Below are 22,460 nucleotides of genomic sequence, written 5' to 3'. Positions count from 1 at the left end.
TCTGCGACCATCGATACGTCCCGTGTAGCAGCTGTCGAGCCCCGCGAGGCAGCGTCCGGCGACGAAGTCGTCGCATTCCAGCTGGCTCGGTGTACCTGAAAGCACTGGGTGGCAGGTTTTGCGACGACTTCGTCGCCGGACGCTGCCTTGCGGTGCTCGTCAGCTGCTACAGGGTTTTGCGTCCGGATTTACAGGTGCAACGCATGGCCGAGGGCACGCAAAGCCGCTTCTTGAACAGCCTCGCCCAAGGTCGGATGCGCATGGATGGTGCCGCCGATGTCTTCCAGCCGCGCGCCCATTTCCAGGCTTTGCGCGAACGCCGTAGACAGTTCGGAAACCCCCACACCCACCGCTTGCCAGCCGACAATCACATGATTGTCCCGACGAGCGACAACCCGCACAAAGCCGCTTTTCGATTCCAGCGTCATCGCCCGGCCATTGGCCGCGAACGGGAAGCTTGCGACGATGCAGTCCAGACCGGCGGTCTCGGCCTCATCCGGGGTCTTGCCGACCACCACCAGTTCCGGGTCGGTAAAGCACACGGCCGCGATGGCGGTGGGGTTGAACTCGCGGGTTTTACCGCTGATCAGTTCGGCCACCATCTCGCCCTGAGCCATGGCCCGGTGCGCAAGCATCGGTTCGCCGCTCAGGTCGCCGATGGCGTATACGTTGCGCATGCTGGTCTGACAGCGGTGGTCGATCTTGATCGCCGAGCCGTTCATGTCCAGGTTCAGCGCTTCGAGGTTCCAGCCCTGAGTATTGGGTTTGCGACCGACGGCCACCAACACCTGATCGGTTTCCAGATTCAGAGTGTCGCCATCCGGACCCAATACTTTCAGTAAGTTGCTTTCTGAATCAAAGCCTTGAACGCTGTGCTTCAAGTAAAGCTTCACGCCGAGCTTTTTCAGTTCGTCGTGTACCGGCTGAGTCAGTTCGGCATCATAGGCGGGCAGGATGCGTTCCTGCGCCTCGACCACACTGACCTCGGCACCGAGCTTGCAATAGGCAATCCCCAGCTCCAGACCGATATAGCCGCCACCGACCACGGTCAGCCGTTTTGGCACGGACTTCGGCGCCAGGGCTTCGGTGGAGGAGATGATCGGGCCGCCAATCGGCAGCATCGGCAGGTTTACGCTTTTCGACCCGGTGGCCAGCACCAGGTGCTCGCACTGAATACGCGTGTCGCCGACGTCGACGGTTTTGCCGTCGACGACCTTGGCCCAGCCTTGAATCACCTGGACTTTGTTCTTTTTCAGTAGCGCCGCGACGCCAGTGGTCAGGCGATCAACGATGCCATCCTTCCACTCGACACTCATGGTGATGTCGAGGGTCGGCGCCGAAACGCTGATGCCCAAAGCCGAATGCTGGCTGTGGTGTTGCGTCTGGTGAAACTGCTCGGCCACGTGAATCAACGCCTTGGACGGGATGCAGCCGATGTTCAGGCAGGTGCCGCCCAGGGATTCGCCTTCTACCAAAATGGTGGAAATGCCCAGTTGACCGGCACGAATCGCCGTCACATATCCGCCAGGGCCGCCGCCGATGATCAGCAGTGTGGTGTTCAGAGATTGCATGCCTTACTCCACAAACAGGGTAGCGGGTTGTTCGAGCAAGCCGCGAACGGCCTGGATGAATTGCGCCGCGTCCATGCCATCGACCACGCGGTGATCGAAGGAGCTGGAGAGGTTCATCATCTTGCGAATCACGATCTGGCCTTTGACCACCATCGGGCGTTCGACGATTTTGTTGACGCCAACAATCGCCACTTCCGGCAGGTTCAGCACCGGGGTGCTGACGATGCCGCCCAAGGCGCCGAGGCTGGTCAAGGTAATGCTCGAACCGGACAATTCATCGCGGCTGGCCTTGCCATTGCGTGCGGCGGTGGCCAAACGGGAGATTTCTGCCGCGTTGTCCCACAGGCTGCGGGCTTCGGCATGACGGACGACCGGCACCATCAAACCGATGTCGGCCTGGGTGGCGATGCCCACATGCACCGCGCCGAGGCGGGTGATGACTTGGGCTTCGTCGTCGTAACGGGCGTTGATCTGCGGGAAGTCGCGCAGGGCGACAACCAGGGCGCGGACCAGGAACGGCAGCAAGGTCAGCTTGCCACGGGTTGCGCCGTGTTTTTCGTTCAGGTGTGCGCGCAGTTCTTCGACGGCGGTGACGTCGATTTCTTCGACGTAACTGAAGTGTGCCGCGCGCTGGGTGGCGTCCTGCATGCGCTGGGCGATCTTGCGGCGCATGCCGATGACCGGGATTTGCTCTTCGTCGTTACGCTGGGCGTAAGCGGAGGTCACGGTCGATGCATTCGACTGACCTTGCGCCAGATAGGCGTCGAGGTCTTCGTGCAACACGCGGCCGGCAGGGCCGCTGCCACGTACCAGACGCAATTGAATGCCGAGGTCCAGCGCATGTTTGCGCACGGCCGGGGAGGCCAGCGGACGTTCGTCGGCCTCGCGGGCCACCATCGGGCCTTGGCAGACAGCCACTCGCGGCGCTGCGGCAGCGACCGGTTTGCTTTCCACCACGGCTGCAACTTTAGGCGCTGCAACCGGCGCTTCTTTAACTGGAGCAGGCTGCGCCGACTCTTTAACGTTGCCCGCGCCTTCCACTTCAATGCTGATCAGGATGCTGCCAACCGCCATGACTTCGCCGGGCACACCGCCCAGCGCGATCACCTTGCCGTGGACCGGCGAAGGGATGTCGACCATCGCCTTGTCGGTCATCACATCGGCCAGCACCTGATCTTCGACGACCATGTCGCCGACCTTGACGTGCCATACCGACAATTCAACTTCTGCAATGCCTTCACCAATGTCCGGCATTTTAATAACGTGCGTGCCCATTCAGACCTCCATAACCCGATGCAAAGCCGCGCCCACACGGGACGGCCCAGGGAAATACGCCCACTCTTGCGCGTGCGGGTAGGGAGTGTCCCAACCGGTGACGCGTTCGATAGGCGCTTCCAGGTAGTGGAAGCAGTGCTCTTGCACCAGCGCGACCAGTTCGGCGCCGAAGCCACAGGTACGGGTCGCTTCGTGAACGATCACGCATCGGCCGGTTTTCTTCACCGATTTGACGATGGTGTCCAGGTCCAGCGGCCACAGGCTGCGCAGGTCGATGACTTCAGCGTCGATGCCGGTTTCTTCAGCCGCCACTTGCGACACATAAACGGTGGTGCCGTAAGTCAGGATAGTCACGTCCTTGCCCGGACGGGCAATGGCGGCGACGTCCAGCGGCACGGTGTAGTAACCGTCCGGAACCTGTGCGGCCGGGTGTTTCGACCAAGGGGTTACCGGGCGATCGTGATGGCCGTCGAACGGGCCGTTGTACAGGCGTTTTGGCTCAAGGAAGATCACCGGGTCATCGTTTTCGATGGAGGCGATCAGCAGACCTTTGGCGTCGTATGGGTTGGACGGCATGACCGTGCGCAGACCGCAAACCTGAGTGAACATCGCCTCGATGCTCTGGCTGTGGGTCTGGCCGCCATAGATGCCGCCGCCGCAAGGCATGCGCAGGGTCATCGGGGCGGTGAACTCGCCGGCCGAGCGATAACGCAGGCGGGCGGCTTCGGAAATGATCTGGTCCGACGCCGGGTAGACGTAGTCGGCGAACTGGATCTCGGCCACCGGGCGCAGACCGTAAGCGCCCATGCCCACGGCGACACCGACGATCCCGCTTTCGGAGATTGGCGCGTCGAACACACGGGAGGTGCCGTACTTGGTCTGCAGGCCTTCGGTGCAACGGAAGACGCCGCCGAAGTAGCCAACGTCCTGGCCGAAGACCACGACGTTGTCGTCACGCTCAAGCATCACATCCATGGCCGAGCGCAGGGCCTGGATCATGGTCATGGTGGTCGTAGTCATGGCGGTTTCCAGCTCAATTTTGTTGTTGTGGTCGTTCATGTCAGATCCCCAACTCTTGACGCTGGCGCTTCAAGTGCTCCGGCATCTCTTTGTAGACGTCTTCGAACATGGTCGCGGCGCTTGGAATCTGGCCACCGGCGAGGGTGCCGTACTGTTCGGCTTCTTTCTGTGCGGCAATGACTTCGGCTTCCAGCTCGGCGCTGACGGCGGTGTGTTCCTCTTCGGACCAGTGACCGACCTTGATCAGGTGCTGCTTGAGGCGCGCAATTGGGTCGCCCAACGGGAAGTAGCTCCAGTCGTCGGCAGGACGGTACTTGGACGGATCATCGGAGGTGGAGTGTGGGCCGGCGCGGTAGGTGACCCACTCGATCATGGTCGGGCCGAGGTTGCGGCGTGCACGTTCGGCGGCCCAGGCAGAGGCGGCGTAGACCGCGACGAAATCGTTGCCATCAACCCGCAGGGAGGCAATGCCGCAGCCGACGCCACGACCGGCAAACGTGGTGGCTTCACCGCCGGCAATGGCCTGGAAGGTGGAGATTGCCCACTGGTTGTTGACCACGTTGAGGATCACCGGCGCCCGGTACACGTGAGCGAAGGTGAGGGCGGTGTGGAAGTCGGATTCGGCGGTGGCGCCGTCGCCGATCCAGGCCGAGGCGATTTTGGTGTCGCCCTTGATCGCCGAGGCCATGCCCCAGCCCACGCCCTGTACAAATTGGGTGGCGAGGTTGCCGGAAATGGTGAAGAAGCCGGCGTCTTTCACCGAGTACATGATCGGCAACTGGCGGCCCTTGAGCGGATCGCGCTCGTTGGACAGCAGTTGGCAGATCAGGCCCACCAGCGGCACATCGCGGGCCATCAAGATGCTTTGCTGACGATAGGTGGGGAAGCACATGTCGTCGATGTTCAAGGCCAGGGCCTGGCCGCTGCCGATGGCTTCTTCGCCGAGGCTCTGCATGTAGAACGACATTTTTTTCTGACGCTGGGCGACGACCATGCGGTTGTCGTAGATCCGGGTCTTGAGCATGGCGCGCATGCCTTTACGCAGGATCTCGACCGGTACGTCTTCAGCCCACGGACCGTGGGCATTGCCCTGGTCGTCGAGCACGCGAATCAGGCCTTTGGCCAGGTCGGCGGTGTCGGCGGGTTCAACGTCGATGGAAGGTTTGCGCACCGTGCCGGCGTCGGTCAGACGCAGGTAGGAGAAGTCGGTTTTGCAGCCGGGACGGCCCGAGGGTTCGGGAACGTGCAGTTGCAGCGGTTCGTACGCTTGTTTCATGGCTTCTACGCTCGATCTTGTGAATTTCTTGTAGTGAGCTGACCGTCATTCCTCTGTGGAAGAATTCTTGTCCTACAACAATCATAGGCCCGGCGAAGAAGAATATTTATCTCTGTTTCGTTGCACTGAAGATCATTTAAGGATAAAAAATCTGAATAAACATAAAAAACAGGTGGTTTTGTCTCATGCGCAAACTGGACCGTACCGATATCGGCATTTTGAACAGCCTTCAAGAGAATGCGCGCATCACCAACGCCGACCTCGCACGCTCGGTCAATCTGTCGCCGACACCGTGCTTCAACCGGGTCAAGGCGATGGAAGAATTGGGCCTGATTCGCGAGCAAGTGACGCTGTTGGATGCGGACCTGTTGGGGCTGCACGTGAATGTGTTCATTCACGTCAGTCTGGAGAAACAGGTGGAAGAGGCGTTGCAGCATTTCGAGGAAGCGATTTCGGATCGCCCGGAAGTGATGGAATGCTATTTGATGGCCGGCGACCCGGACTATTTGATTCGGGTATTGGTGCCGACCATCCAGTCGCTGGAGCGCTTCATGATGGATTTCCTCACCAAAGTCCCTGGCGTGGCGAACATTCGTTCGAGCTTCGCCCTCAAGCAAGTGCGCTACAAAACCGCGCTGCCGTTGCCGGCGAATGGCCTGACCCTGTCCAACTAACCCCAATCCCGGCCATTGGGTTTTGTCTGGAAAATCGCAGACGCAGCCTCGCGTTGCTCGACAGCTGCTACGCGGAGGGTAGGGGGAGTCAGAGTTTGTTGGTGGGATTTGTAGCAGCTGTCGAGCCCCGCGAGGCAGCGTCCGGCGGCGCAGCCGTCGCAAACCCGGCAATCGAGTTTTGTCAGGCAAACCGCAGACGCAGCCTCGCGTTGCTCGACAGCTGCTACGCAGAGGGCGGGGCGTCATAGTTGGTTGATGGGGATTTTCAGGTAGGTCACGCCGTTACTCTCGGCTGGGGGCAAATTTCCGGCCCGCACATTCACCTGAATTGCTGGTAGCAACAGGTTTGGCATGCCCAACCCGGCATCGCGTCGAGTGCGCATTTCGACAAACGCCGCCTCATCAATACCGTCATGCACGTGAATGTTGCTTTTGCGCTGTTCGCCGACTGTGGTCATGCACAGGGATTTGCGACCTTCGGGCGGGTAATCGTGGCAGACGTACAGACTCACACTGGCCGGGAAGGCCAGCAGTTTACGAATCGAAGCATATAACTGGTTGGCGTTGCCGCCGGGAAAGTCGCAGCGTGCGGTGCCCACATCCGGCATGAACAAGGTGTCGCCGACCAGAATCACATCATCGTCAATCAGGTAAGCCATGTCCGCCGGGGTGTGGCCGGGCACATGCAGGGCGGTGGCCTTGAGATTACCGATCATGAACGACTCGCCCGGCGCGAACAGATGATCGAACTGCGAACCATCAATGCGAAATTCCGGCTCCAGGTTGAACAGGCTTTTGAACACGCCTTGAACCTTGCTGATCGACTCACCGATCGCTATTTTGCCGCCCAGTTCGCGGCGCAGATAAGGCGCGGCAGACAGGTGATCGGCATGGGCGTGGGTTTCCAGCAACCATTGCACCTGCAATTGATGTTCGCGGATGAACGCGATGATTTTGTCTGCCTGGACGGTGTGTGTCCTGCCGGCTGCCGGATCGTAGTCGAGCACCGGGTCGACGATGGCGCATTGGCCGCCATCGGCTTCGTAGATCACGTAACTGTAGGTCGACGAGGCGGGGTCGAGGAAAGCTTCAATCAAGACAGGCATGGTGAAAAATTCTATGTGAACAAGTACCGAGGGTAGATTCATTTTCCCTGCATTGACCAGCCCCGAATCAATTCAATTGATGAAAAAATTTGCGCGGGCTCTATCCTGTCTGTCATCGATACCGGGCGTTCCCGGCCTTTTTCCGCAGATCACGAGTGGTTTATGTTGCTGGCAAGTTTTTTTGGGATGGTCATGGGCCTGGTCCTCGGGTTGACCGGGGCCGGTGGCGGCATTCTTGCGGTGCCGGCCCTGGTACTGGGGTTGGGTTTGACCATGACCCAAGCGGCGCCCGTCGCCTTGTTTGCGGTAGGCAGTGCGGCGGCGGTCGGGGCGATTGACGGGTTGCGGCATGGCCTGGTGCGGTACCGCGCGGCGTTGCTGATCGCGCTGCTCGGCGCGGTGTTTTCCCCGGTCGGCATCTACTTCGCCCATCAGTTGCCGGAAAAAATCCTGATGATTCTGTTTAGCCTGCTGATGGTCATGGTCGCTTGGCGGATGCTGCGCCGTGAGCGTCAGGAAGCGGGGCCGAGCGATCACGGTCACGCCAACTGGGGGCAGAAAAACTGCATGCTCGATCAACAGACCGGGCGTTTTTCCTGGACCGCCAAATGTACCGCGACCTTGGCTTCGCTCGGCGCGGTGACGGGCGTGGTGTCCGGGCTGCTCGGCGTGGGCGGTGGTTTTCTGATCGTCCCGGCGTTCAAGCAACTGACCGACGTGCAGATGCGCGGGATCGTCGCCACGTCCTTGATGGTGATCAGCCTGATTTCCGCCATCGGCGTGATCGGCGCGTTTCAGGCCGGCGTACGCATCGATAGCCTCGGCGTCAGCTTTATCGTCGCCAGCATTGTCGGCATGATCATTGGCCGCAAGCTGTGCGCGAAGGTCCCGGCGCGGGCGTTGCAAGTTGGTTTTGCCAGCGTCTGCCTTGTGATTGCCGCTTATATGCTGTTCAGGGCCGGCGTCTAAAAACAATACCCTGCATGTGGGCCCGGTCGGGTCCACAGCGACGGTCACCACCACTCTCATCCCATCGAAGCGTCTGACTGCTACCCAAGTAGCATTCGTTGCGCTCCACGGGTTTCGTAAACTCCCTGCTCAACCATACGCACCTGCGGGAGGCGACGATGCAGCAGGTCCAGGGTGAAGGTGTTGTCAGCGCAATGTCCCAGGCCACCGATGCCCGGCAAGTGGCGCAGGAACTGGCGCGTCAATTGTTGCACCCGCATCTGGGCTTCGTGCTGTTTTTCTGTTCTGCCGAGTATGACTTGCAGGCGCTGGGCGAGGCCTTGAAACACAGTTTCGGAGGTATTCGTCTGGCGGGTTGCACCAGTGCCGGGGAAATCACCCCGTTGGGCTACGGACGCAATTGCGTGACGGCTGTGGGTTTCGATCACCGACACTTCTCCATTGCGCTCGAGTTGATCGACGAAATGGAACACTTCAGCCTGATCGATGCGCAACAGATGGTCGAGCGCCTGGTCAGCGGCTGTCGCAGTAACACCCTGGCACCGATAAAGGGCAACAGTTTTGCCCTGACCCTGCTCGATGGCTTGTCCAGTCGTGAAGAAATGGTCCTCGCGGCCTTGAGTGCCGCATTGGGCGACATTCCCCATTTCGGCGGCTCGGCCGGTGACGACAACTACCTGACCCATACCCATGTGTACTTCGATGGCGCATTTCACAGCGGCGCGGCGGTGGTCGTGCTGGTCAATACCTGGCTGGATTTCGAAGTGTTCACCACCCACCACATGCTGCCCAGAGCCGAAAAACTGGTGGTCACCGGGGCCGACAGCGCCTCGCGCCGTGTCTATGAACTCAACGCGGAACCCGCCGCCGCCGAATACGCCCGGCATATCGGCGTGCCAGTGAGTGAGCTGGATCACCGAATCTTCGCCGCGCACCCGTTGGCCGTGAGGATCAACGAGCAGTATTACGTGCGTGCGATTCAGCAGGTGCATGCGGACTTGAGCCTGAGTTTTTACTGCGCCGTGGAGAATGGCATCGTGCTCACCGCCATGACCCCTGGCCCCATGTTGCCTAACCTGAAAAGCTTGTTCGAGGGGCTGGAGGACCGTTTGGGTGACCTGTTGCTGACCATCGGTTGTGACTGTTTTCTCAGGCGACTGGAACTGGAAGACGACGGCCGTCTCGACGATATCGGGACGTTTTTGCGCGAACAACGGGTGATGGGTTTCAACACCTACGGAGAACAGTTCAATGGCATGCACATCAACCAGACCTTCACCGGCGTTGCCATTGCCCGCGGCCGTGCCCCAGGACATCGCTGAGCTGCAGGCCGAACTGGTCAGCCTGCGTCTCGACAACCATAAACTGCAGCGCATCAACGCTGCGCTGATCGAGCGTATCGAGTCCGGCATCACCCGGGGCAATGATCCGTACGCGGCGTTCCAGCATTCGGTGGTGCTGGCCGAGCAGGTCCGCGAGCGCACCGATGCCTTGAACCAGGCCATGGCCGAACTCAAGGCCGGTAACCATTTACTCAGCGAGGCACGCTTGCGTGCCGAAACGGCGCATCGACACCTGATCGATGCTATCGAGAGCATTTCCGATGCCTTTGTCTTGTTCGACGCCGAGCAGCGAATCGTCTTGTTCAACAGTCGCTTCAAGGCGTTCTGGCGCAATAGCCGGGTGCGGATCAACGCGGGCATGCGCCTGACCGAGGTTAAGCGCCTGATGATGAGCAATGGGCTCTTTACCGAAGAACCGCGCGGGCATGCCGACGAAAGCCTGCTTTACCGCTTGCAGAACGGGCGTTGGCTGCAAGTCAGCGAACGGCCGACTCAAGAAGGCGGACGGGTCATCCTGTTCACCGACATTACCGACGTCAAACTCAGTGAAACCGTACGCCGCGAACAGGCGGTGGCGCAGAAATCGCACCTGTTGCAGCGGGCGGTCGATAACCTGTCCCAAGGCGTGGCCATGGTCAACGCCGAGGGCATTCTGGAGTTGTGGAACCGGCGTTTCCTCGAATTGAGCGGGCTGGCGCCGGTCGCCGCCCATCGACCGTTTGCTGAAGTGATCGCCGATACCGAATTGAATCTGCTGACCCCGGCCAGTCGCGATGGCAATGGCAGGCCGGTACAGGAATGCGAACAACGCCTCTTTGATGGCCGGGTCCTGGAAATCCGTACGCATCCGTTGCCTACCGGCGGTTTCGTCAACACCTTCACTGACATCACCGAGCGTTACCAGCACGCCGAGACGCTGAGTGAAAGCGAGCGCTGGATTCGCCTGATCACCGACCACGTGCCGGCGCTGATCGCCTACCTCAATGCCGATCTGGTGTACGAGTTCACCAACAAGGTCTACGAAGAGTGGTATTGCTGGCCACGCGGCGTAATGCTCGGCCAAAGCCTGCGACAAGTGCACAGCGAACAGCATTACCAGCGCCTGGAGTCTTACGTCGCGAGGGCGCTGGCCGGCGAGAGCGTCACGTTCGAGTTCGCCGAGACCAACGTCAATAATCAGGAGCGCTACATGTTGCGCTCCTACGTGCCCAATCGCCTGGCCTCCGGGGAAGTGGTGGGGATTTTCGTGTTGATCCGCGACATCACCGAGCGCCGTCGCACTGCCGAGGCGCTGCATCAGGCGTATCAGAATCTGGAGTTGCGGGTGCGCGAACGCACGGCGGAGCTGACCACCCTCAATGGCCAGTTGTTGCGTGAAATCGAAGAGCGTCGCCAGGTGGAATCACGTTTGCGCGAGGCCAAGCTCGAAGCCGAGCAAGCCAACTTGTCCAAGACCAAGTTTCTGGCGGCCGTCAGCCACGACTTGCTGCAACCGCTCAACGCCGCACGCTTGTTTACCAGTGCGTTGCTGGAGCGACGCGAACCGATCTCCAACGAGACTCTGGTGCGCAATGTCAGTAACTCCCTGGAAGATGTGGAGAACCTGCTGGGGACTCTGGTGGACATTTCCAAACTCGATGCCGGAGTCATCAAAGCCGATATTGCGCCGTTCGCCCTCAGCGAGCTGCTGGAAAACCTTGCGGCTGAATACACCGAAGTGGCGCGTAGTGAGGGCCTTGAACTGCATTTCATTGCATGTTCGGCACTGGTGCGCAGTGACATCCAGTTACTGGCGCGGATCCTGCGCAACCTGTTGAGCAATGCGATTCGCTACACCTACAGCGGCCGCGTTGTACTCGGGTGCAGACGCATTCATCAGCGGTTGTTGATCCAGGTCTGGGACACCGGCATGGGCATCGCCGACAATCGCCTGGAAGAGATTTTCCAGGAGTTCAAACGCGGTGACGTGCAGCGTCCCGATCAGGATCGCGGCCTGGGGCTGGGCCTGGCCATAGTCGAGAAAATTGCCGGGATCCTCGGGCATCGCATTCATGTGCGCTCGTGGCCGGGCAAGGGCTCGATGTTCTCGGTCGAAGTACCGTTGAGCGCAACGGCACCGAAGCCGCTACCGACGTTGCAGATGAGCGAGCCGATGCTTGAGCGCCTGCGTGGGGCACGGGTGTGGGTGCTGGACAACGACGCCACCATTTGCGCCGGCATGCGCACCTTGCTCGAAGGGTGGGGCTGTTGGGTGGTGACGGCGCTGTCGGAAGAGGACCTGGCGCGACAAGTGGAGAACTTCCACGCCGAGGCGGACCTGTTGATCGCTGATTACCATCTGGACAACGATCAGAACGGTGTCGACGCCGTGGCCCGGATCAATGCGCGTCGTGCGTCACCCATCCCGGCCATGATGATCACCGCCAACTACAGCAACGAACTCAAACAGCAGATCCGCGAGCTGGGCCACACCCTGATGCACAAACCGGTACGGCCGATGAAACTCAAGACGGCGATGAGTCATTTGCTCGGCAGGCCTTGAGAGCCGCTGAGTCAGCACCACCGTCATCGCGAGCAGGCTCACTCCCACATTGGTTCTTGGATGTTCACAAATTCTGTGTTCACTGGAGATTAAATGTGGGAGTGAGCCTGCTCGCGATAGGGGCGATGCGGTTTCCCTGATTCAACGCCGCAAATACGACCCGAAATCAATATCCCCCGCACTCAAGATCGCCTGCACCCGGTTGTGCACGTTGAGTTTGCGCAGGATCGCCGAGACGTGGGCCTTGACGGTGGTTTCGGCAATTTCCAGGGTGTAGGCGATCTGTTTGTTCGACTCGCCTTTGGTCATGCGTTCAAGCACCTGCAATTGCTTGCGGGTCAGGGCCTGGAGCAATTCGGGGGGGAAGCTCGGGGTGTCGTTCATCCGGCGGGGGGTGTTGGTTCGGGTGGCGCGGATGATGTCCGGGGGCAAGTACACGTTGCCGTTGAGAATTTGCTGGATGGCCTCGGTCATTTGCGTGCGCGGTGACGACTTGGTGATGAAACCCACCGCACCGTAGGTAATGGCTTGCAGGACGATTTGTTTGTCCTGCTCGGCAGAGACAATCACCACCGGAATGGTCGGGGCCTCGTTGCGCAGATTGATCAGGCCGTTGAGCCCGTGCATGCCGGGCATGTTCAGGTCGAGCAGGATCAGGTCCAGGTCGTCGTGTTCCTGGGTGAGTGCCAGGGCACTGTCGAGGTCGGCGGTTTCCATGACTTCGCTACCGGGGAAACCATCGCTGATGACGTTATGAATGGCTTCGCGAAACAGCGGGTGATCGTCGGCAATCAGAATTTTGTACACGGCCTTTCACCTCATTATTTTGATTAGGGTGTGGCAACAACACGCCAGCGTAAAGATCAGGGGAAAGGTTCCGGCCGGGCGGGCGTCACGGGCAGGTTGGCCGCTTGCCAGGCGTCGAGTCCATCGCGGTACCAATACAACGTCTTATAGCCCATGGCGGACGCCCTTTTTACCGCGTTCCAGCTCAACCAGCAGTCGGCGCGGCAATAAAAGACCAGCGGTCGTACCGGATCCCCGGCGGTCAATGCCTTGAGGTTACGCGCAAAATAGCCTTGCCAGTCGGGCGTCAGGTCGCCGTCGCCGGTATTGGCCAGCCAGTGGCTGCCGGGCAGGTTTTCATGGAGCTGGTCTTCGATAAATTGCCCTTGCAGCCATTGGCGGCGGTAGACGTCGATCAGTACCGGTGTCGGGGTTTGACTGAGCAGGGTTTGCAGGGCAGGGGTGTCAACAATGGTCGCGCCTTGCAGGCTGTTCGGCGTCGGGCTGCGGTACAGGCCGATGCGATAGCCGTCGGCGGAAAACAGCGGTGATTCGGCGTGCGCGCTCCCCAGCAACAGGCTCAGCGACAGCGCAGCGAGAGTAGGGCGCAACAGGCAACGTTGGGCACGCGGCATGGGTTCGATCCTTATAGTTATGGACCTATTACATGCCAGGCGGATGGCTTTGGGAATGCGACGATAGACAGGGAAACCAGTACTAAAGTAGTAATTTTCCCCCCTGTTTATGGAGATCAATTGTGGGAGCGAGCCTGCTCGCGATAGCGGCTTACTGTTCAACTTAACCGTCGACTGACACACCGCAATCGCGAGCAGGCTCGCTCCTACAGTTGGATTTGCATTGTTAGTTGGATTTGCGCAGCGCCGCGTGCTGTGGGTTGAAAGTGAGCACGGCGAGTAGCGCGAATATGATCGTCAGCCCCACGCACACCATCAGTGCAAGCGGATTGAAGCGTTCATAGAGGGCAAACCGCACCAGCTCCACCGCATGGGTGAACGGGTTCACCGCGCACAGCCAGTACAACCACTCACTGGCCTCACGCATTTTCCACAACGGATACAGCGCCGAGGACAGGAAAAACAACGGGAAGATCACAAAATTCATGACCCCGGCAAAGTTCTCCAGCTGGCGTATGGCGTTGGACAGCAACAGACCCAAGGCACTGAGCATCAACGCCACCACCAGTAACGTCGGCAAGGCGATCAATAACCCCATGGCCGGCGGTTGCACGCCATAGACCCAGGCGATCGCCAAAAAGGCATACACCTGCAACAGGGAAATCAGCGACGTGGCCAGCAACTTGCTGCACAACAGAAAGGTCCGGGGCAGGGGGCTGGTCAGCAGCACGCGCATGCTGCCCATTTCGCGGTCGTAAACCATCGACAGCGAACCTTGCATGCCGTTGAACAGCAGGATCATGCAGGCAAGGCCGGGAATGATGTAGACCTCATACGGAATGTACGTGTCGTAGGGTGCGATTATCGCGATCCCCAAGGCCGCCCGGAAACCGGCCGCGAAGACCAGCAGCCATAACAGCGGCCGCACCAGCGCACTGAGAAACCGTGTGCGCTGCAACACAAATCGCAGCCATTCGCGCAGCACGATACCGCTGAAACATTGCCAGTACGCATTCATCGCGCAGCTCCTGAAGTAGTCAGGCGAGTGAAGGCTGAACCGAGGTCGCCGCCATGTTCCAGGCTCAGCGCATCGGCCTGTCCGCTGGCCACCAGTCGGCCTTGATGGAGGATCAGTAAATCGTCGCTGGCCTGCACTTCGTCCAGTAAATGGGTGGTCCAGAGCACGCTGATGGTGTGTTCGCGGCACAGGTTGCGCATGTGTTGATTGAGCGCCAGGCGACTGGCGGGATCGAGTCCGGCACTGGCTTCGTCGAGTAGTAACAGGCGCGGTTCATGCAGCAGGGCGCGGGCGATTTCCACCCGGCGACGATGGCCGCCATTGAGCTCGCGCACCCGTTCGCGACGGCGTTCGGTCAGGGTCTGGCGAGCCAGTTCGGCGTCCACTCGAATACCGGTCTGGCGCCGGGACAAACCATGCAACGCCGCGTGATACCGCAGGTTCTGCTCGACGCTGAGGTCCAGGTCCAGGGTGCTTTGCTGGAACACCACGCCCAACTGCTTGAGCGCCGGGCGCGGGGCATCGCGTAGTGAATAGCCGCCGACCCGGATGTCTCCGTGCTGCAGGTCATAGAGTCGGGTCAGCAAGGCGATCAGGGTCGATTTACCGGCGCCATTGGGCCCCAGCAGCGCGGCGAAACGTCCTGGGGCCAGATTGAAATTCACGTGGCGCAATGCTTCCCGAGCACCGTAGGCAAAACTCAGCTCGCTGGCTTCCAGGGCGTTCATGGCGTCACCACCACGCCCCAAGGGTAGCGTCCGACTTTCACCGATTTGCTGACCTTGAGGCTGTCGACATCAATTACCGACACGTCACCGCTGACGCCATTGGTGGCGAGCAGTTGCTTTTGATCCGGCGTGAACGCCAACTGCCAGACACGCCGCCCGACCAGCAGATAGTCGAGAATCTCGAACGTCCTGGCATCGATCACCGCCACATGATTGGCCGGGCCGAGCGCGACGAAAGCGTACTTGCCATCGGCGCTGAGCTTGATGCCCACGGGCTGCACCTTGTCCGGGTGCACGCCTTTGATCTGGAAGTTCAGGGTCTTGAGGGTCTTGCGGCTGGCGACGTCGAGAATCGTCACCGTGCCGCCGATTTCCGCTGATGCCCAGAGCTGCGAACCGTCCTGATTGAATTCGACAAAGCGTGGTCGCTGGTCCACCAGCGTGCTGTCGGCCAGGGTCTGGGTGCTGGTGTCGATCCAGTGCAGCATGTTGGTGGTTTCGCTGGTGTTCACCGCCCACTTGCCGTCGGGGCTGACGGCCATGCCTTCGGGCTCGACGCCGACGTTGATCTGGCTGAGCACTTTGGAGGTTTCGGTGTCGATCACCGTGACCAGTGCGTCGTCTTCGTTGGAGACGTACAACCAGCGGTTATTGGGGTGCAGGGCGAATTGCTCGGGGTCTTTTCCCGAGGGCAGCTCCTTGATGATCTTGCGCGTGGCCACGTCCATCACCTGGACCCGGTCCGAATCGCTGGCGCAGATGTACAGCAGCTTGTTGTCATGGGACAGCAGCAGGCCGCGTGGACGCTGGCCAACAGGTAGGGTGTCGGTGACTTGCAGGGTCTGCATGTCGATCAGGCTCAGGCTGTTGTCCTTTTCGTTGGAGACCCACGCGGTGCCGGCCGCGGCATGCCCGGCGGCGAGCAGCAGGGCACATGAAAGCAGGGTGCTGCGCATGGCGGATTCCTTTTTGTTGTAGTTCTTGTGGAAAGTTGGATCAGGGAAAGCGGCAGCTGACCTCGGGTTTGTCGTAACCCAGGCTGTCCATTTCGTTGAAGGGGTGCAGAAAGCCCTCTTGCGGCGAGGTGCTGACCAGTGCGCGGGGCTGGACGATGGGAATGGGTTGGCGCAACTGGCCGTTCCACGGGCGATAACTGAGCTTGCGGCCCTTGAAACCGTCCAGTGGCAATTGATCACTGATTTCCAGCTGACGGATCGCCATCGGCTCGGTCTGGCGCAGTTTGCTCACGGCGCTGGCGATGCTGCGTACGGCCATCCATGCAGCGAAGTCGCGGTCGTTCATCCAGCGGCCGGTCAGGGCTTCAAAACGCTTTTGCAACTGCGCGGCGCCGTAGGTTTCCACGGTTTTATGCCAACCCACCGGGGTCAGCCCTTGCGTGCCGGCGACGGGGCGCGGGTACCAGGTCTGGTAGGGCACGTATTCACCGAAGTCGCCGCGTTCATCGGCCACCAGCACCACGTCATATTCGGCGGTCTGGGTGAACAGCGGCATGTCCGCCTGGGCACTGCGACGTTGATCGTTATCAAAACTCCAGGCTTTCTCCGCCACCAGTTGCAGCCCGAATCGCTTTGCCGATCGGCGCAGGGCGGCGGCGTAGGCTTGATCGTCTGCGGTCGGGCCGACGATCAGCAGCGCGCGTTGCCATTTGCGGACCACCAGAAATTGCGCCAGTGCATCGGCGAGCATCGCCCGACTCGGCAGGCTGTGCAGCACGTTCGGCAGGCAGTCGGTGGTGCGCAAGCGATCATCGGGGCTGCCAGCGTTGAACAGCAGGCTGTCGGGCAAGGCGGCGCTGAGCTGGCGCAAACTGTCGGCCGGTGCGTTCACCACAAACAGACGCAGCCCCTTTGCGTGTTGGGTTTTGGCCGCGTCGAGCAACGCTTCAGGACTGTCGACGTTGGCGCTGACCAGGGTGTAACTGTGGTTGAGAAAACGCCCGGTGCTGTTGCTGTCGGTGATCGCCAATTCGGCGCCACGCATCCCGGCATCGGTCGGTTCGGGTATGACATTGGACAGTATCGGTCCCGGATCGGGGCGATAACCCAGGTAGCCGATCCGCACCTCTAGCGGCGCATCTGCAGCCTGGCTTTGGGTGGCCAGACCGGCGGCGCAGGCAATCGCCAGCAGGTACAGCAAGACGTAAGGGGCTAGCAGGCGCATAGGACGCTCCATTACAGGTAGCGCCAGCATAGGAAGCCTGTGGAGCAGAAGAAATATGCAGAAAGTACCGGTGAGCCAGTACCAAGGTAGTAACTCGTGTGAACCGGCGCGGTTTTAGCCTGGGCTTCAACGGTTATCGCCGTGGAGGAGAACTTGCGGTGTCCCTCTATCGCCTTACTACCAAGGGACTAGAAGGCGACCACCAAAGCAGCATGGGGTGATTGCGATGCCGTTTCTAAGATGGGTGCCATAGCCTCTGCCAAGAGGTTTTGCGTGCAATCCTGAGGGCATAACAATGACAACAATACGCAACGCTTTGCTCATGACCGGGCTGCTGGCCGGCTTTATCAGTGCAGGTTCCGTGTGGGCTCACGGCAACGTGGTACCTCAAGCCGTGGAAACCAATGGCCTGACCCCGATCAAGGACGCCGGTGTGCCGGTCGACGCTGATGGATGGGCGGCTGCCAACCCCTACCGCACCTCCCCGGAGCACGATAAGGCTCTGGAAATCGGCTCGTCGGCCTACAACCAGAACTGTGCGGCCTGTCATGGCCTGGAAGCCAAGTCCGGTGGGATCGCCCCCGACCTGCGCATGCTCGATGTCGGTGAGACAGGAGACGAGTGGTTCGTCGAACGCGTGCGTCATGGCGCGGTGCGTGACGGTCGGGTCTACATGCCAAAAATGGCCGACTACTTGAGTCAGGAAGCGTTGTGGGCGGTGCGCACTTACCTGGACAGCGTTCACGTCGAGGAGTGATCCCATGCGTCTGCTCGCGGTGTTGATCAGTGCTGTGTGGCTGTGCTGCCAGACGGTGCAGGCGCAGGTTCGCAACTATGACGAAATGATCGCCGCCGGGGAGCTGAAAGTGGCGGTGTACAAGGACTTCGCCCCCTACAGTTTCGAACAGGCCGGCCAGCCCCGAGGCGTGGATGTCGAACTCGCCGAGGCCTTGGCCAAGGCCCTGGGTGTACGCCTGACACTGATCTGGGCGCCCGCCGGAGAAAAACTCGATGACGATCTGCGCGATTACATCTGGCGCGCCAGTGCGTTGCATAACCAGCAACTGGCCGACCTGATGATGCGAGTGCCCTATGACCGTGACTACGCCCAGAAGCGCAACGAATTCGGCGAAATGGAAAACGGTCATGTGGTGATGTTCGGCCCCTACCAGACCGAACAATGGCAGGTGGCATACGATCAGCGCCGGCTGGACAAGGTCGGCAGCGTGGCCGTGTTCGAGCATCATCCGATTGGCGTCGAGGTCGACAGCGTGCCGTCGTTCTACCTGACTTCGGTGTTCAACGGCATGCTCGCCGGCAAGACCCACCACTATCCGGGCGTGCCCCAGGCGTTTGCCGCGATGAAGGCCGGTGAGGTCGACGCAGTCATGGCCATGCGTGGCGAAATTGACTGGCAGGTGCATGAGGCGGACGACCCGCAAGTGGCACTGGCGCAAAACGCCTACCCGAACATGGGCAAGCAGCTCTGGGAAATCGGCATGGCCGTGCACGAAAGCAATCGGCAACTGGCCTATGCCGTGGAAGAGGCACTGGAAGGCCTGATCCGTGAGGGTTCGGTGAAGGAAATCTACGGCCATTACGGCCTGCGGTATGACGTGCCGGAGATGTATCAATAGGAGCGGGTGATGAGCTGGCGAATGACGTGTCTGTTGGCCTGTTGGTTACCCTTGGCCGCGCACGCTGCGGACATCGATCCGGGCAAAGACCCGGTGCCATCGGTGATGTGGGCGTTCTATCACAAGCAAATGCTCGGCGACACACCCTTTGTCTTCGATGATCGGGTCAAGCTGCTGGCGCCGCCGTTTGCCGAAGATGCCCGGCAGGTGCCATTGGAAATTGATGCGCGGGCGTTCAAGGGCGAGGTGGTGAAAATCCTCGCCTGGGCTGAGCTCAATCCGTTGCCGAGGATCGTCGATTTCCAGCCGCTGGACCGGGTATTGCCGTGGCTGTCGATTCGTATCCGTATCGAACAGGCCACACCCTTGCGCGCGGCAGTCTTGACCCGCGACGGGGTGTGGCATGTCGGTTCGACCTTGATTGATGCCGCAGGTGGCGGCTGCACCGCACCGAGCGTCGTGCGCACCCAGCCCGGTTGGGAGGAGCACATCGGCGAAGTATTGGGCGGTCGCTATCCACGCAGTGAGTTCAGCCGATTGCGCGTGCAGGTGGCGCACCCGATGGACAACGGCATGGTCAGCGGCATCCCGGAGTTCTTCATCAACCATGCAGAACTGAGGGATCTGAACGATCAGCTGTTGGCGCAACTGGAGCTGTTTCCCGCCGTCAGCGAAAACCCCAACCTGGCCTTTGACATTGAAGGGGCAGGGCAGACGCGTCTGTTCATTCGGGACAACAGCGGCAATGAATTTGATGCGGCAATCCCCTGACCCAAAGGAGCGTGTCATGCGCTGGATACTGCTGATTATGTTGAGCGTCAGCCTGCCGGCCATGGCCGACCTTGAGTATTCGCTCAAGCCCCGGCAGATCGCCGAAGACACCTGGCTGCTGGAAGGCAGCACGGATAATTTCGCCAAGGTCAACGGCGGCAATATCGTCAACACCGCGTTCATCGTCACCGAGCGCGGCGTGGTGGTCATCGACACCGGGCCGTCGAAGCGTTACGGCGAGGCCATGCGCAAGACGATTGCCGCGATCACGGATAAACCGGTGATTCAGGTGTTCCTGACCCACCACCACCCGGACCATGTGCTGGGCAATCAGGCGTTTGCTGATGTGCCCATCGGCGCACTGGCGGGTACCACCGAGCTGTTGCATCAACAAGGTGATGCGATGGCCGAGAATATGTATCGAATGGTGGGTGACTGGATGCGTGGCACCGAAGTGGTGTTGCCCAATCAGGTCGTGACGCCAGGCGTACTCAGTTTTGGGAATCACGATTTACGCTTGCTGGGCCTGGGTGGGCATACGGGAGCGGATCTGGATATTCTCGACCAGCAAACCGGCGTGCTGTTTGCCGGGGATCTGGTGTTTTATCAACGGGCCCTGACCACTCCGAACAGTCCCGGACTGGCGGTGTGGCTGGCGGATATCGCCACCCTGCAGGGCTTGCCCTGGACGCTGATCGTGCCTGGCCACGGTCCGGTGGCCAGCGACCCAAAACCCTTCGAGCAAATGCGCGATTACCTGACCTGGCTCGACCAGCTGCTGCAAGACGGCGCGGCCAGCGGCAGCGACATGGCCGAGATGATCCGTAGTCCCATCCCTGAACGTTTCGCCGGGATCAATCTGAGCCGTTATGAATTGATCCGCAGCGTCAGTCATTTGTACCCGCGTTACGAGCGTTTGCAGATGAGCCGGGTGGATTCCGGCGCGGCCAAGTGACGCTTGAACTCATTCGACCCGCTACTAAGGGATTAGGAATCTCCATATTGCGGGTAATTGTTGTCGGGGCGGCGGCGCCCAAGAATCTGCACTACACCGGGAAACTCTCCCGCGAATAACAAAAAACCGCAGAGGTAGCCGTCATGACTCAACCCGCACGTCGCCAGCCCTTCGTCTTGAGCCTGCTGCTCAGTGCCATGCTGTTGTCCGGCCAGGCATTGGCCGCCGTCTCCGACCAGGACATTCTCCAGGACCCGAAAAACCCGGAGCAAGTCGTCACCAACGGCCTCGGCGTCCAGGGGCAGCGCTACAGCCCGCTGGATATTCTCAACGTCGACAACGTGAAGGAGCTGCGGCCAGCCTGGGCATTCTCTTTCGGCGGCGAAAAACAGCGAGGCCAGCAAGCACAGCCGATGGTCAAGGACGGCGTGATGTATATGACCGGTTCCTACTCACGGGTGTTCGCGGTGGATGCGCGCACCGGCAAGAAACTCTGGCAATACGATGCGCGCCTGCCGGATGACATCCGTCCGTGCTGCGACGTGATCAACCGTGGCGTGGCGCTGTATGGCGACCTGGTGATCTTTGGCACCCTTGACGCCAAGCTGGTGGCCCTGAACAAAGACACCGGCAAAGTGGTGTGGAGCAAGCAGGTGGCCGACCACAAGGAAGGCTATTCCATCAGCGCTGCGCCGTTGGTGATCAATGGCAAACTGATTACCGGCGTGGCCGGTGGCGAATTCGGTGTGGTGGGCAAGATCTCGGCGTACGACCCGAAAAATGGCGAGCTGTTGTGGGTCCGCCCGACCGTCGAAGGTCACATGGGCTACGTCTACAAGGACGGCAAGGCCATCGAGAACGGCATCTCCGGTGGTGAAGCAGGCAAGACCTGGCCGGGTGATCTGTGGAAGACCGGCGGCGCCGCGCCCTGGCTCGGCGGTTACTACGACCCGGAAACCAATCTGCTGCTGTTCGGCACAGGCAACCCGGCGCCGTGGAACTCGCATTTGCGTCCTGGCGATAACCTCTACTCGTCGTCGCGCCTGGCGCTCAACCCGGACGACGGCACCATCAAATGGCACTTCCAGAGCACGCCCCACGACGGTTGGGACTATGACGGCGTCAACGAGTTGGTCTCGTTCAACTACACCGAGGGCGGCAAGGAAATCAAAGCGGCGGCCACGGCGGACCGCAACGGTTTCTTCTATGTGCTGGACCGTACCAACGGCAAGTTCATTCGCGGTTTCCCGTTTGTGGACAAGATCACCTGGGCCAGCGGCCTGGATAAAGACGGCCGGCCGATCTACAACGAAGCCAGTCGCCCCGGCGCCCCGGGCACTGAGCCCAAGGGCAGTTCGGTATTCGTAGCGCCTGCATTCCTTGGCGCGAAAAACTGGATGCCGATGGCCTACAACCGCGACACCGGGCTGTTTTACGTGCCGTCCAACGAGTGGGGCATGGACATCTGGAACGAAGGCATCGCCTACAAAAAAGGCGCGGCATTCCTCGGCGCCGGTTTCACCATCAAACCGTTGAATGAAGACTACATCGGCGTGTTGCGCGCCATTGACCCGAAAACCGGCAAGGAAGTCTGGCGCCACAAGAACTACGCGCCGCTGTGGGGCGGGGTGCTGACCACCAAGGGCAATCTGGTGTTCACCGGCACGCCGGAAGGCTTCCTCCAGGCGTTCAACGCCAAGACCGGCGAGAAAGTCTGGGAATTCCAGACCGGTTCCGGCGTACTCGGCTCACCCGTGACCTGGGAAATGGACGGCGAACAATACGTGTCGGTCCTCTCCGGCTGGGGCGGCGCCGTACCGTTGTGGGGCGGGGAAGTGGCCAAGCGCGTGAAGGACTTCAACCAGGGCGGCATGCTCTGGACCTTCAAGCTGCCGAAAGACCTGGTGGCCAAGCACTGACCCCAAGTCCACCGCATTACCCCCTGTGGGAGCGAGCCTGCTCGCGATAGCGTT

At 60.4% G+C, this 22,460-nt stretch carries 20 protein-coding genes; 9 read left to right on the top strand and 11 right to left on the bottom strand.

The window, feature by feature from the left end; translation table 11 throughout:
• Positions 1–188: 188 nt before the first annotated feature.
• The 4 genes from lpdA to KGB06_RS14885 are packed head-to-tail and all read right to left on the bottom strand — an operon-like array spanning position 189 to position 5,142.
• Positions 189–1,571 (bottom strand): dihydrolipoyl dehydrogenase, encoded by a 1,383-nt coding sequence (gene lpdA, locus KGB06_RS14900; RefSeq protein ID WP_223516964.1) that lies wholly within the window; start codon positions 1,569–1,571, stop codon positions 189–191.
• A 3-nt stretch (positions 1,572–1,574) separates the two neighbouring features.
• Positions 1,575–2,846, bottom strand: a complete 1,272-nt coding sequence (locus KGB06_RS14895) for a dihydrolipoamide acetyltransferase family protein (RefSeq protein ID WP_223516962.1) — start codon at positions 2,844–2,846, stop codon at positions 1,575–1,577.
• Complete coding sequence (locus KGB06_RS14890) at positions 2,847–3,905, bottom strand: alpha-ketoacid dehydrogenase subunit beta (RefSeq protein WP_007948485.1); 1,059 nt, start codon at positions 3,903–3,905, stop codon at positions 2,847–2,849. It lies immediately after the preceding gene.
• 1 nt (position 3,906) lies between these two features.
• A complete protein-coding gene (locus tag KGB06_RS14885; protein ID WP_223516960.1) occupies positions 3,907–5,142 on the bottom strand; it encodes a 3-methyl-2-oxobutanoate dehydrogenase (2-methylpropanoyl-transferring) subunit alpha in 1,236 nt (411 codons plus the stop codon).
• 185 nt (positions 5,143–5,327) lie between these two features.
• On the opposite strand from KGB06_RS14885, the gene bkdR reads away from it, so the two are divergent.
• On the top strand, positions 5,328–5,816 hold the full coding sequence (gene bkdR, locus KGB06_RS14880; protein ID WP_223516958.1) for a Bkd operon transcriptional regulator BkdR: 489 nt from the start codon (positions 5,328–5,330) through the stop codon (positions 5,814–5,816).
• Between the two features lie 242 nt (positions 5,817–6,058).
• Here bkdR and KGB06_RS14875 read toward each other — a convergent pair whose 3' ends face one another.
• On the bottom strand, positions 6,059–6,922 hold the full coding sequence (locus KGB06_RS14875) for an MBL fold metallo-hydrolase (protein WP_223516956.1): 864 nt from the start codon (positions 6,920–6,922) through the stop codon (positions 6,059–6,061).
• A gap of 162 nt (positions 6,923–7,084) precedes the next feature.
• Here KGB06_RS14875 and KGB06_RS14870 point away from each other — a divergent pair, with 162 nt between their 5' ends.
• The 3 genes from KGB06_RS14870 (at position 7,085) to nahK (ending at position 11,776) form a co-directional block, all read left to right on the top strand.
• Positions 7,085–7,891 (top strand): sulfite exporter TauE/SafE family protein, encoded by an 807-nt coding sequence (locus KGB06_RS14870; RefSeq protein WP_223516955.1) that lies wholly within the window; start codon positions 7,085–7,087, stop codon positions 7,889–7,891.
• 158 nt (positions 7,892–8,049) lie between these two features.
• Positions 8,050–9,213, top strand: a complete 1,164-nt coding sequence (gene nosP, locus KGB06_RS14865; RefSeq protein WP_223516953.1) for a nitric oxide-sensing protein NosP — start codon at positions 8,050–8,052, stop codon at positions 9,211–9,213.
• Entirely contained in the window at positions 9,143–11,776 is a 2,634-nt protein-coding gene (gene nahK, locus KGB06_RS14860; RefSeq protein ID WP_223516951.1) for a hybrid sensor histidine kinase/response regulator NahK/ErcS', read from the top strand. The genes nosP and nahK overlap by 71 nt, the downstream gene beginning before the upstream one ends.
• A gap of 141 nt (positions 11,777–11,917) precedes the next feature.
• On the opposite strand, the gene KGB06_RS14855 is transcribed toward nahK, so the two are convergent.
• The 6 genes from KGB06_RS14855 to KGB06_RS14830 all read right to left on the bottom strand — a co-directional run bounded on the left by KGB06_RS14855 (position 11,918) and on the right by KGB06_RS14830 (position 17,124).
• The gene (locus tag KGB06_RS14855; protein WP_223516949.1) at positions 11,918–12,583 is read right to left on the bottom strand and encodes a response regulator; all 666 of its coding nucleotides are present in this window, start codon (positions 12,581–12,583) and stop codon (positions 11,918–11,920) included.
• A gap of 56 nt (positions 12,584–12,639) precedes the next feature.
• The gene (locus tag KGB06_RS14850; RefSeq protein WP_223516947.1) at positions 12,640–13,197 is read right to left on the bottom strand and encodes a PQQ-dependent catabolism-associated CXXCW motif protein; all 558 of its coding nucleotides are present in this window, start codon (positions 13,195–13,197) and stop codon (positions 12,640–12,642) included.
• Positions 13,198–13,423: 226 nt separating this feature from the next.
• Positions 13,424–14,215: an ABC transporter permease gene (locus tag KGB06_RS14845; protein ID WP_223516945.1), complete on the bottom strand. Its 792-nt coding sequence runs from the start codon at positions 14,213–14,215 to the stop codon at positions 13,424–13,426.
• The gene (locus tag KGB06_RS14840) at positions 14,212–14,943 is read right to left on the bottom strand and encodes an ATP-binding cassette domain-containing protein (RefSeq protein ID WP_223516943.1); all 732 of its coding nucleotides are present in this window, start codon (positions 14,941–14,943) and stop codon (positions 14,212–14,214) included. The genes KGB06_RS14845 and KGB06_RS14840 overlap by 4 nt, the downstream gene beginning before the upstream one ends.
• Positions 14,940–15,899 (bottom strand): YVTN family beta-propeller repeat protein, encoded by a 960-nt coding sequence (locus KGB06_RS14835; protein ID WP_223516941.1) that lies wholly within the window; start codon positions 15,897–15,899, stop codon positions 14,940–14,942. Before KGB06_RS14835 ends, KGB06_RS14840 begins: the two co-directional genes overlap by 4 nt.
• A 40-nt stretch (positions 15,900–15,939) precedes the next feature.
• Positions 15,940–17,124, bottom strand: a complete 1,185-nt coding sequence (locus KGB06_RS14830) for an ABC transporter substrate-binding protein (RefSeq protein WP_223516939.1) — start codon at positions 17,122–17,124, stop codon at positions 15,940–15,942.
• A 295-nt stretch (positions 17,125–17,419) separates the two neighbouring features.
• On the opposite strand from KGB06_RS14830, the gene pedF reads away from it, so the two are divergent.
• The 5 genes from pedF (at position 17,420) to KGB06_RS14805 (ending at position 22,406) form a co-directional block, all read left to right on the top strand.
• Complete coding sequence (gene pedF / locus KGB06_RS14825) at positions 17,420–17,881, top strand: cytochrome c-550 PedF (protein ID WP_223516938.1); 462 nt, start codon at positions 17,420–17,422, stop codon at positions 17,879–17,881.
• A gap of 4 nt (positions 17,882–17,885) precedes the next feature.
• A complete protein-coding gene (locus KGB06_RS14820; protein ID WP_223516936.1) occupies positions 17,886–18,761 on the top strand; it encodes a substrate-binding periplasmic protein in 876 nt (291 codons plus the stop codon).
• Between the two features lie 9 nt (positions 18,762–18,770).
• Positions 18,771–19,532 (top strand): quinoprotein dehydrogenase-associated SoxYZ-like carrier, encoded by a 762-nt coding sequence (locus KGB06_RS14815; RefSeq protein WP_223516935.1) that lies wholly within the window; start codon positions 18,771–18,773, stop codon positions 19,530–19,532.
• A 16-nt stretch (positions 19,533–19,548) separates the two neighbouring features.
• A complete protein-coding gene (locus KGB06_RS14810) occupies positions 19,549–20,487 on the top strand; it encodes a quinoprotein relay system zinc metallohydrolase 1 (protein ID WP_223516933.1) in 939 nt (312 codons plus the stop codon).
• 143 nt (positions 20,488–20,630) lie between these two features.
• The gene (locus KGB06_RS14805) at positions 20,631–22,406 is read left to right on the top strand and encodes a PQQ-dependent methanol/ethanol family dehydrogenase (RefSeq protein WP_223516932.1); all 1,776 of its coding nucleotides are present in this window, start codon (positions 20,631–20,633) and stop codon (positions 22,404–22,406) included.
• Positions 22,407–22,460 lie beyond the last annotated feature (54 nt).

The sequence above is a fragment of the Pseudomonas sp. GL-B-19 genome, assembly GCF_019956415.1.
Taxonomy (GTDB): domain Bacteria; phylum Pseudomonadota; class Gammaproteobacteria; order Pseudomonadales; family Pseudomonadaceae; genus Aquipseudomonas.
This window is presented reverse-complemented; position numbering and strand designations above follow the sequence as displayed.

Bases quoted from the DNA above. Each gene is read 5' to 3' on its own strand.
- KGB06_RS14895 (WP_223516962.1), bottom strand. From the start codon at position 2,846: ATGGGCACGCACGTTATTAAAATGCCGGACATTGGTGAAGGCATTGCA.
- lpdA (WP_223516964.1), bottom strand. From the start codon at position 1,571: ATGCAATCTCTGAACACCACACTGCTGATCATCGGCGGCGGCCCTGGC.
- KGB06_RS14845 (WP_223516945.1), bottom strand. From the start codon at position 14,215: ATGAATGCGTACTGGCAATGTTTCAGCGGTATCGTGCTGCGCGAATGG.
- KGB06_RS14805 (WP_223516932.1), top strand. From the start codon at position 20,631: ATGACTCAACCCGCACGTCGCCAGCCCTTCGTCTTGAGCCTGCTGCTC.
- KGB06_RS14870 (WP_223516955.1), top strand. From the start codon at position 7,085: ATGTTGCTGGCAAGTTTTTTTGGGATGGTCATGGGCCTGGTCCTCGGG.
- KGB06_RS14890 (WP_007948485.1), bottom strand. From the start codon at position 3,905: ATGAACGACCACAACAACAAAATTGAGCTGGAAACCGCCATGACTACG.
- KGB06_RS14875 (WP_223516956.1), bottom strand. From the start codon at position 6,922: ATGCCTGTCTTGATTGAAGCTTTCCTCGACCCCGCCTCGTCGACCTAC.
- KGB06_RS14840 (WP_223516943.1), bottom strand. From the start codon at position 14,943: ATGAACGCCCTGGAAGCCAGCGAGCTGAGTTTTGCCTACGGTGCTCGG.
- KGB06_RS14885 (WP_223516960.1), bottom strand. From the start codon at position 5,142: ATGAAACAAGCGTACGAACCGCTGCAACTGCACGTTCCCGAACCCTCG.
- nosP (WP_223516953.1), top strand. From the start codon at position 8,050: ATGCAGCAGGTCCAGGGTGAAGGTGTTGTCAGCGCAATGTCCCAGGCC.
- KGB06_RS14830 (WP_223516939.1), bottom strand. From the start codon at position 17,124: ATGCGCCTGCTAGCCCCTTACGTCTTGCTGTACCTGCTGGCGATTGCC.
- KGB06_RS14850 (WP_223516947.1), bottom strand. From the start codon at position 13,197: ATGCCGCGTGCCCAACGTTGCCTGTTGCGCCCTACTCTCGCTGCGCTG.
- bkdR (WP_223516958.1), top strand. From the start codon at position 5,328: ATGCGCAAACTGGACCGTACCGATATCGGCATTTTGAACAGCCTTCAA.
- pedF (WP_223516938.1), top strand. From the start codon at position 17,420: ATGACAACAATACGCAACGCTTTGCTCATGACCGGGCTGCTGGCCGGC.
- KGB06_RS14815 (WP_223516935.1), top strand. From the start codon at position 18,771: ATGAGCTGGCGAATGACGTGTCTGTTGGCCTGTTGGTTACCCTTGGCC.
- KGB06_RS14835 (WP_223516941.1), bottom strand. From the start codon at position 15,899: ATGCGCAGCACCCTGCTTTCATGTGCCCTGCTGCTCGCCGCCGGGCAT.
- KGB06_RS14820 (WP_223516936.1), top strand. From the start codon at position 17,886: ATGCGTCTGCTCGCGGTGTTGATCAGTGCTGTGTGGCTGTGCTGCCAG.
- KGB06_RS14810 (WP_223516933.1), top strand. From the start codon at position 19,549: ATGCGCTGGATACTGCTGATTATGTTGAGCGTCAGCCTGCCGGCCATG.
- nahK (WP_223516951.1), top strand. From the start codon at position 9,143: ATGGCATGCACATCAACCAGACCTTCACCGGCGTTGCCATTGCCCGCG.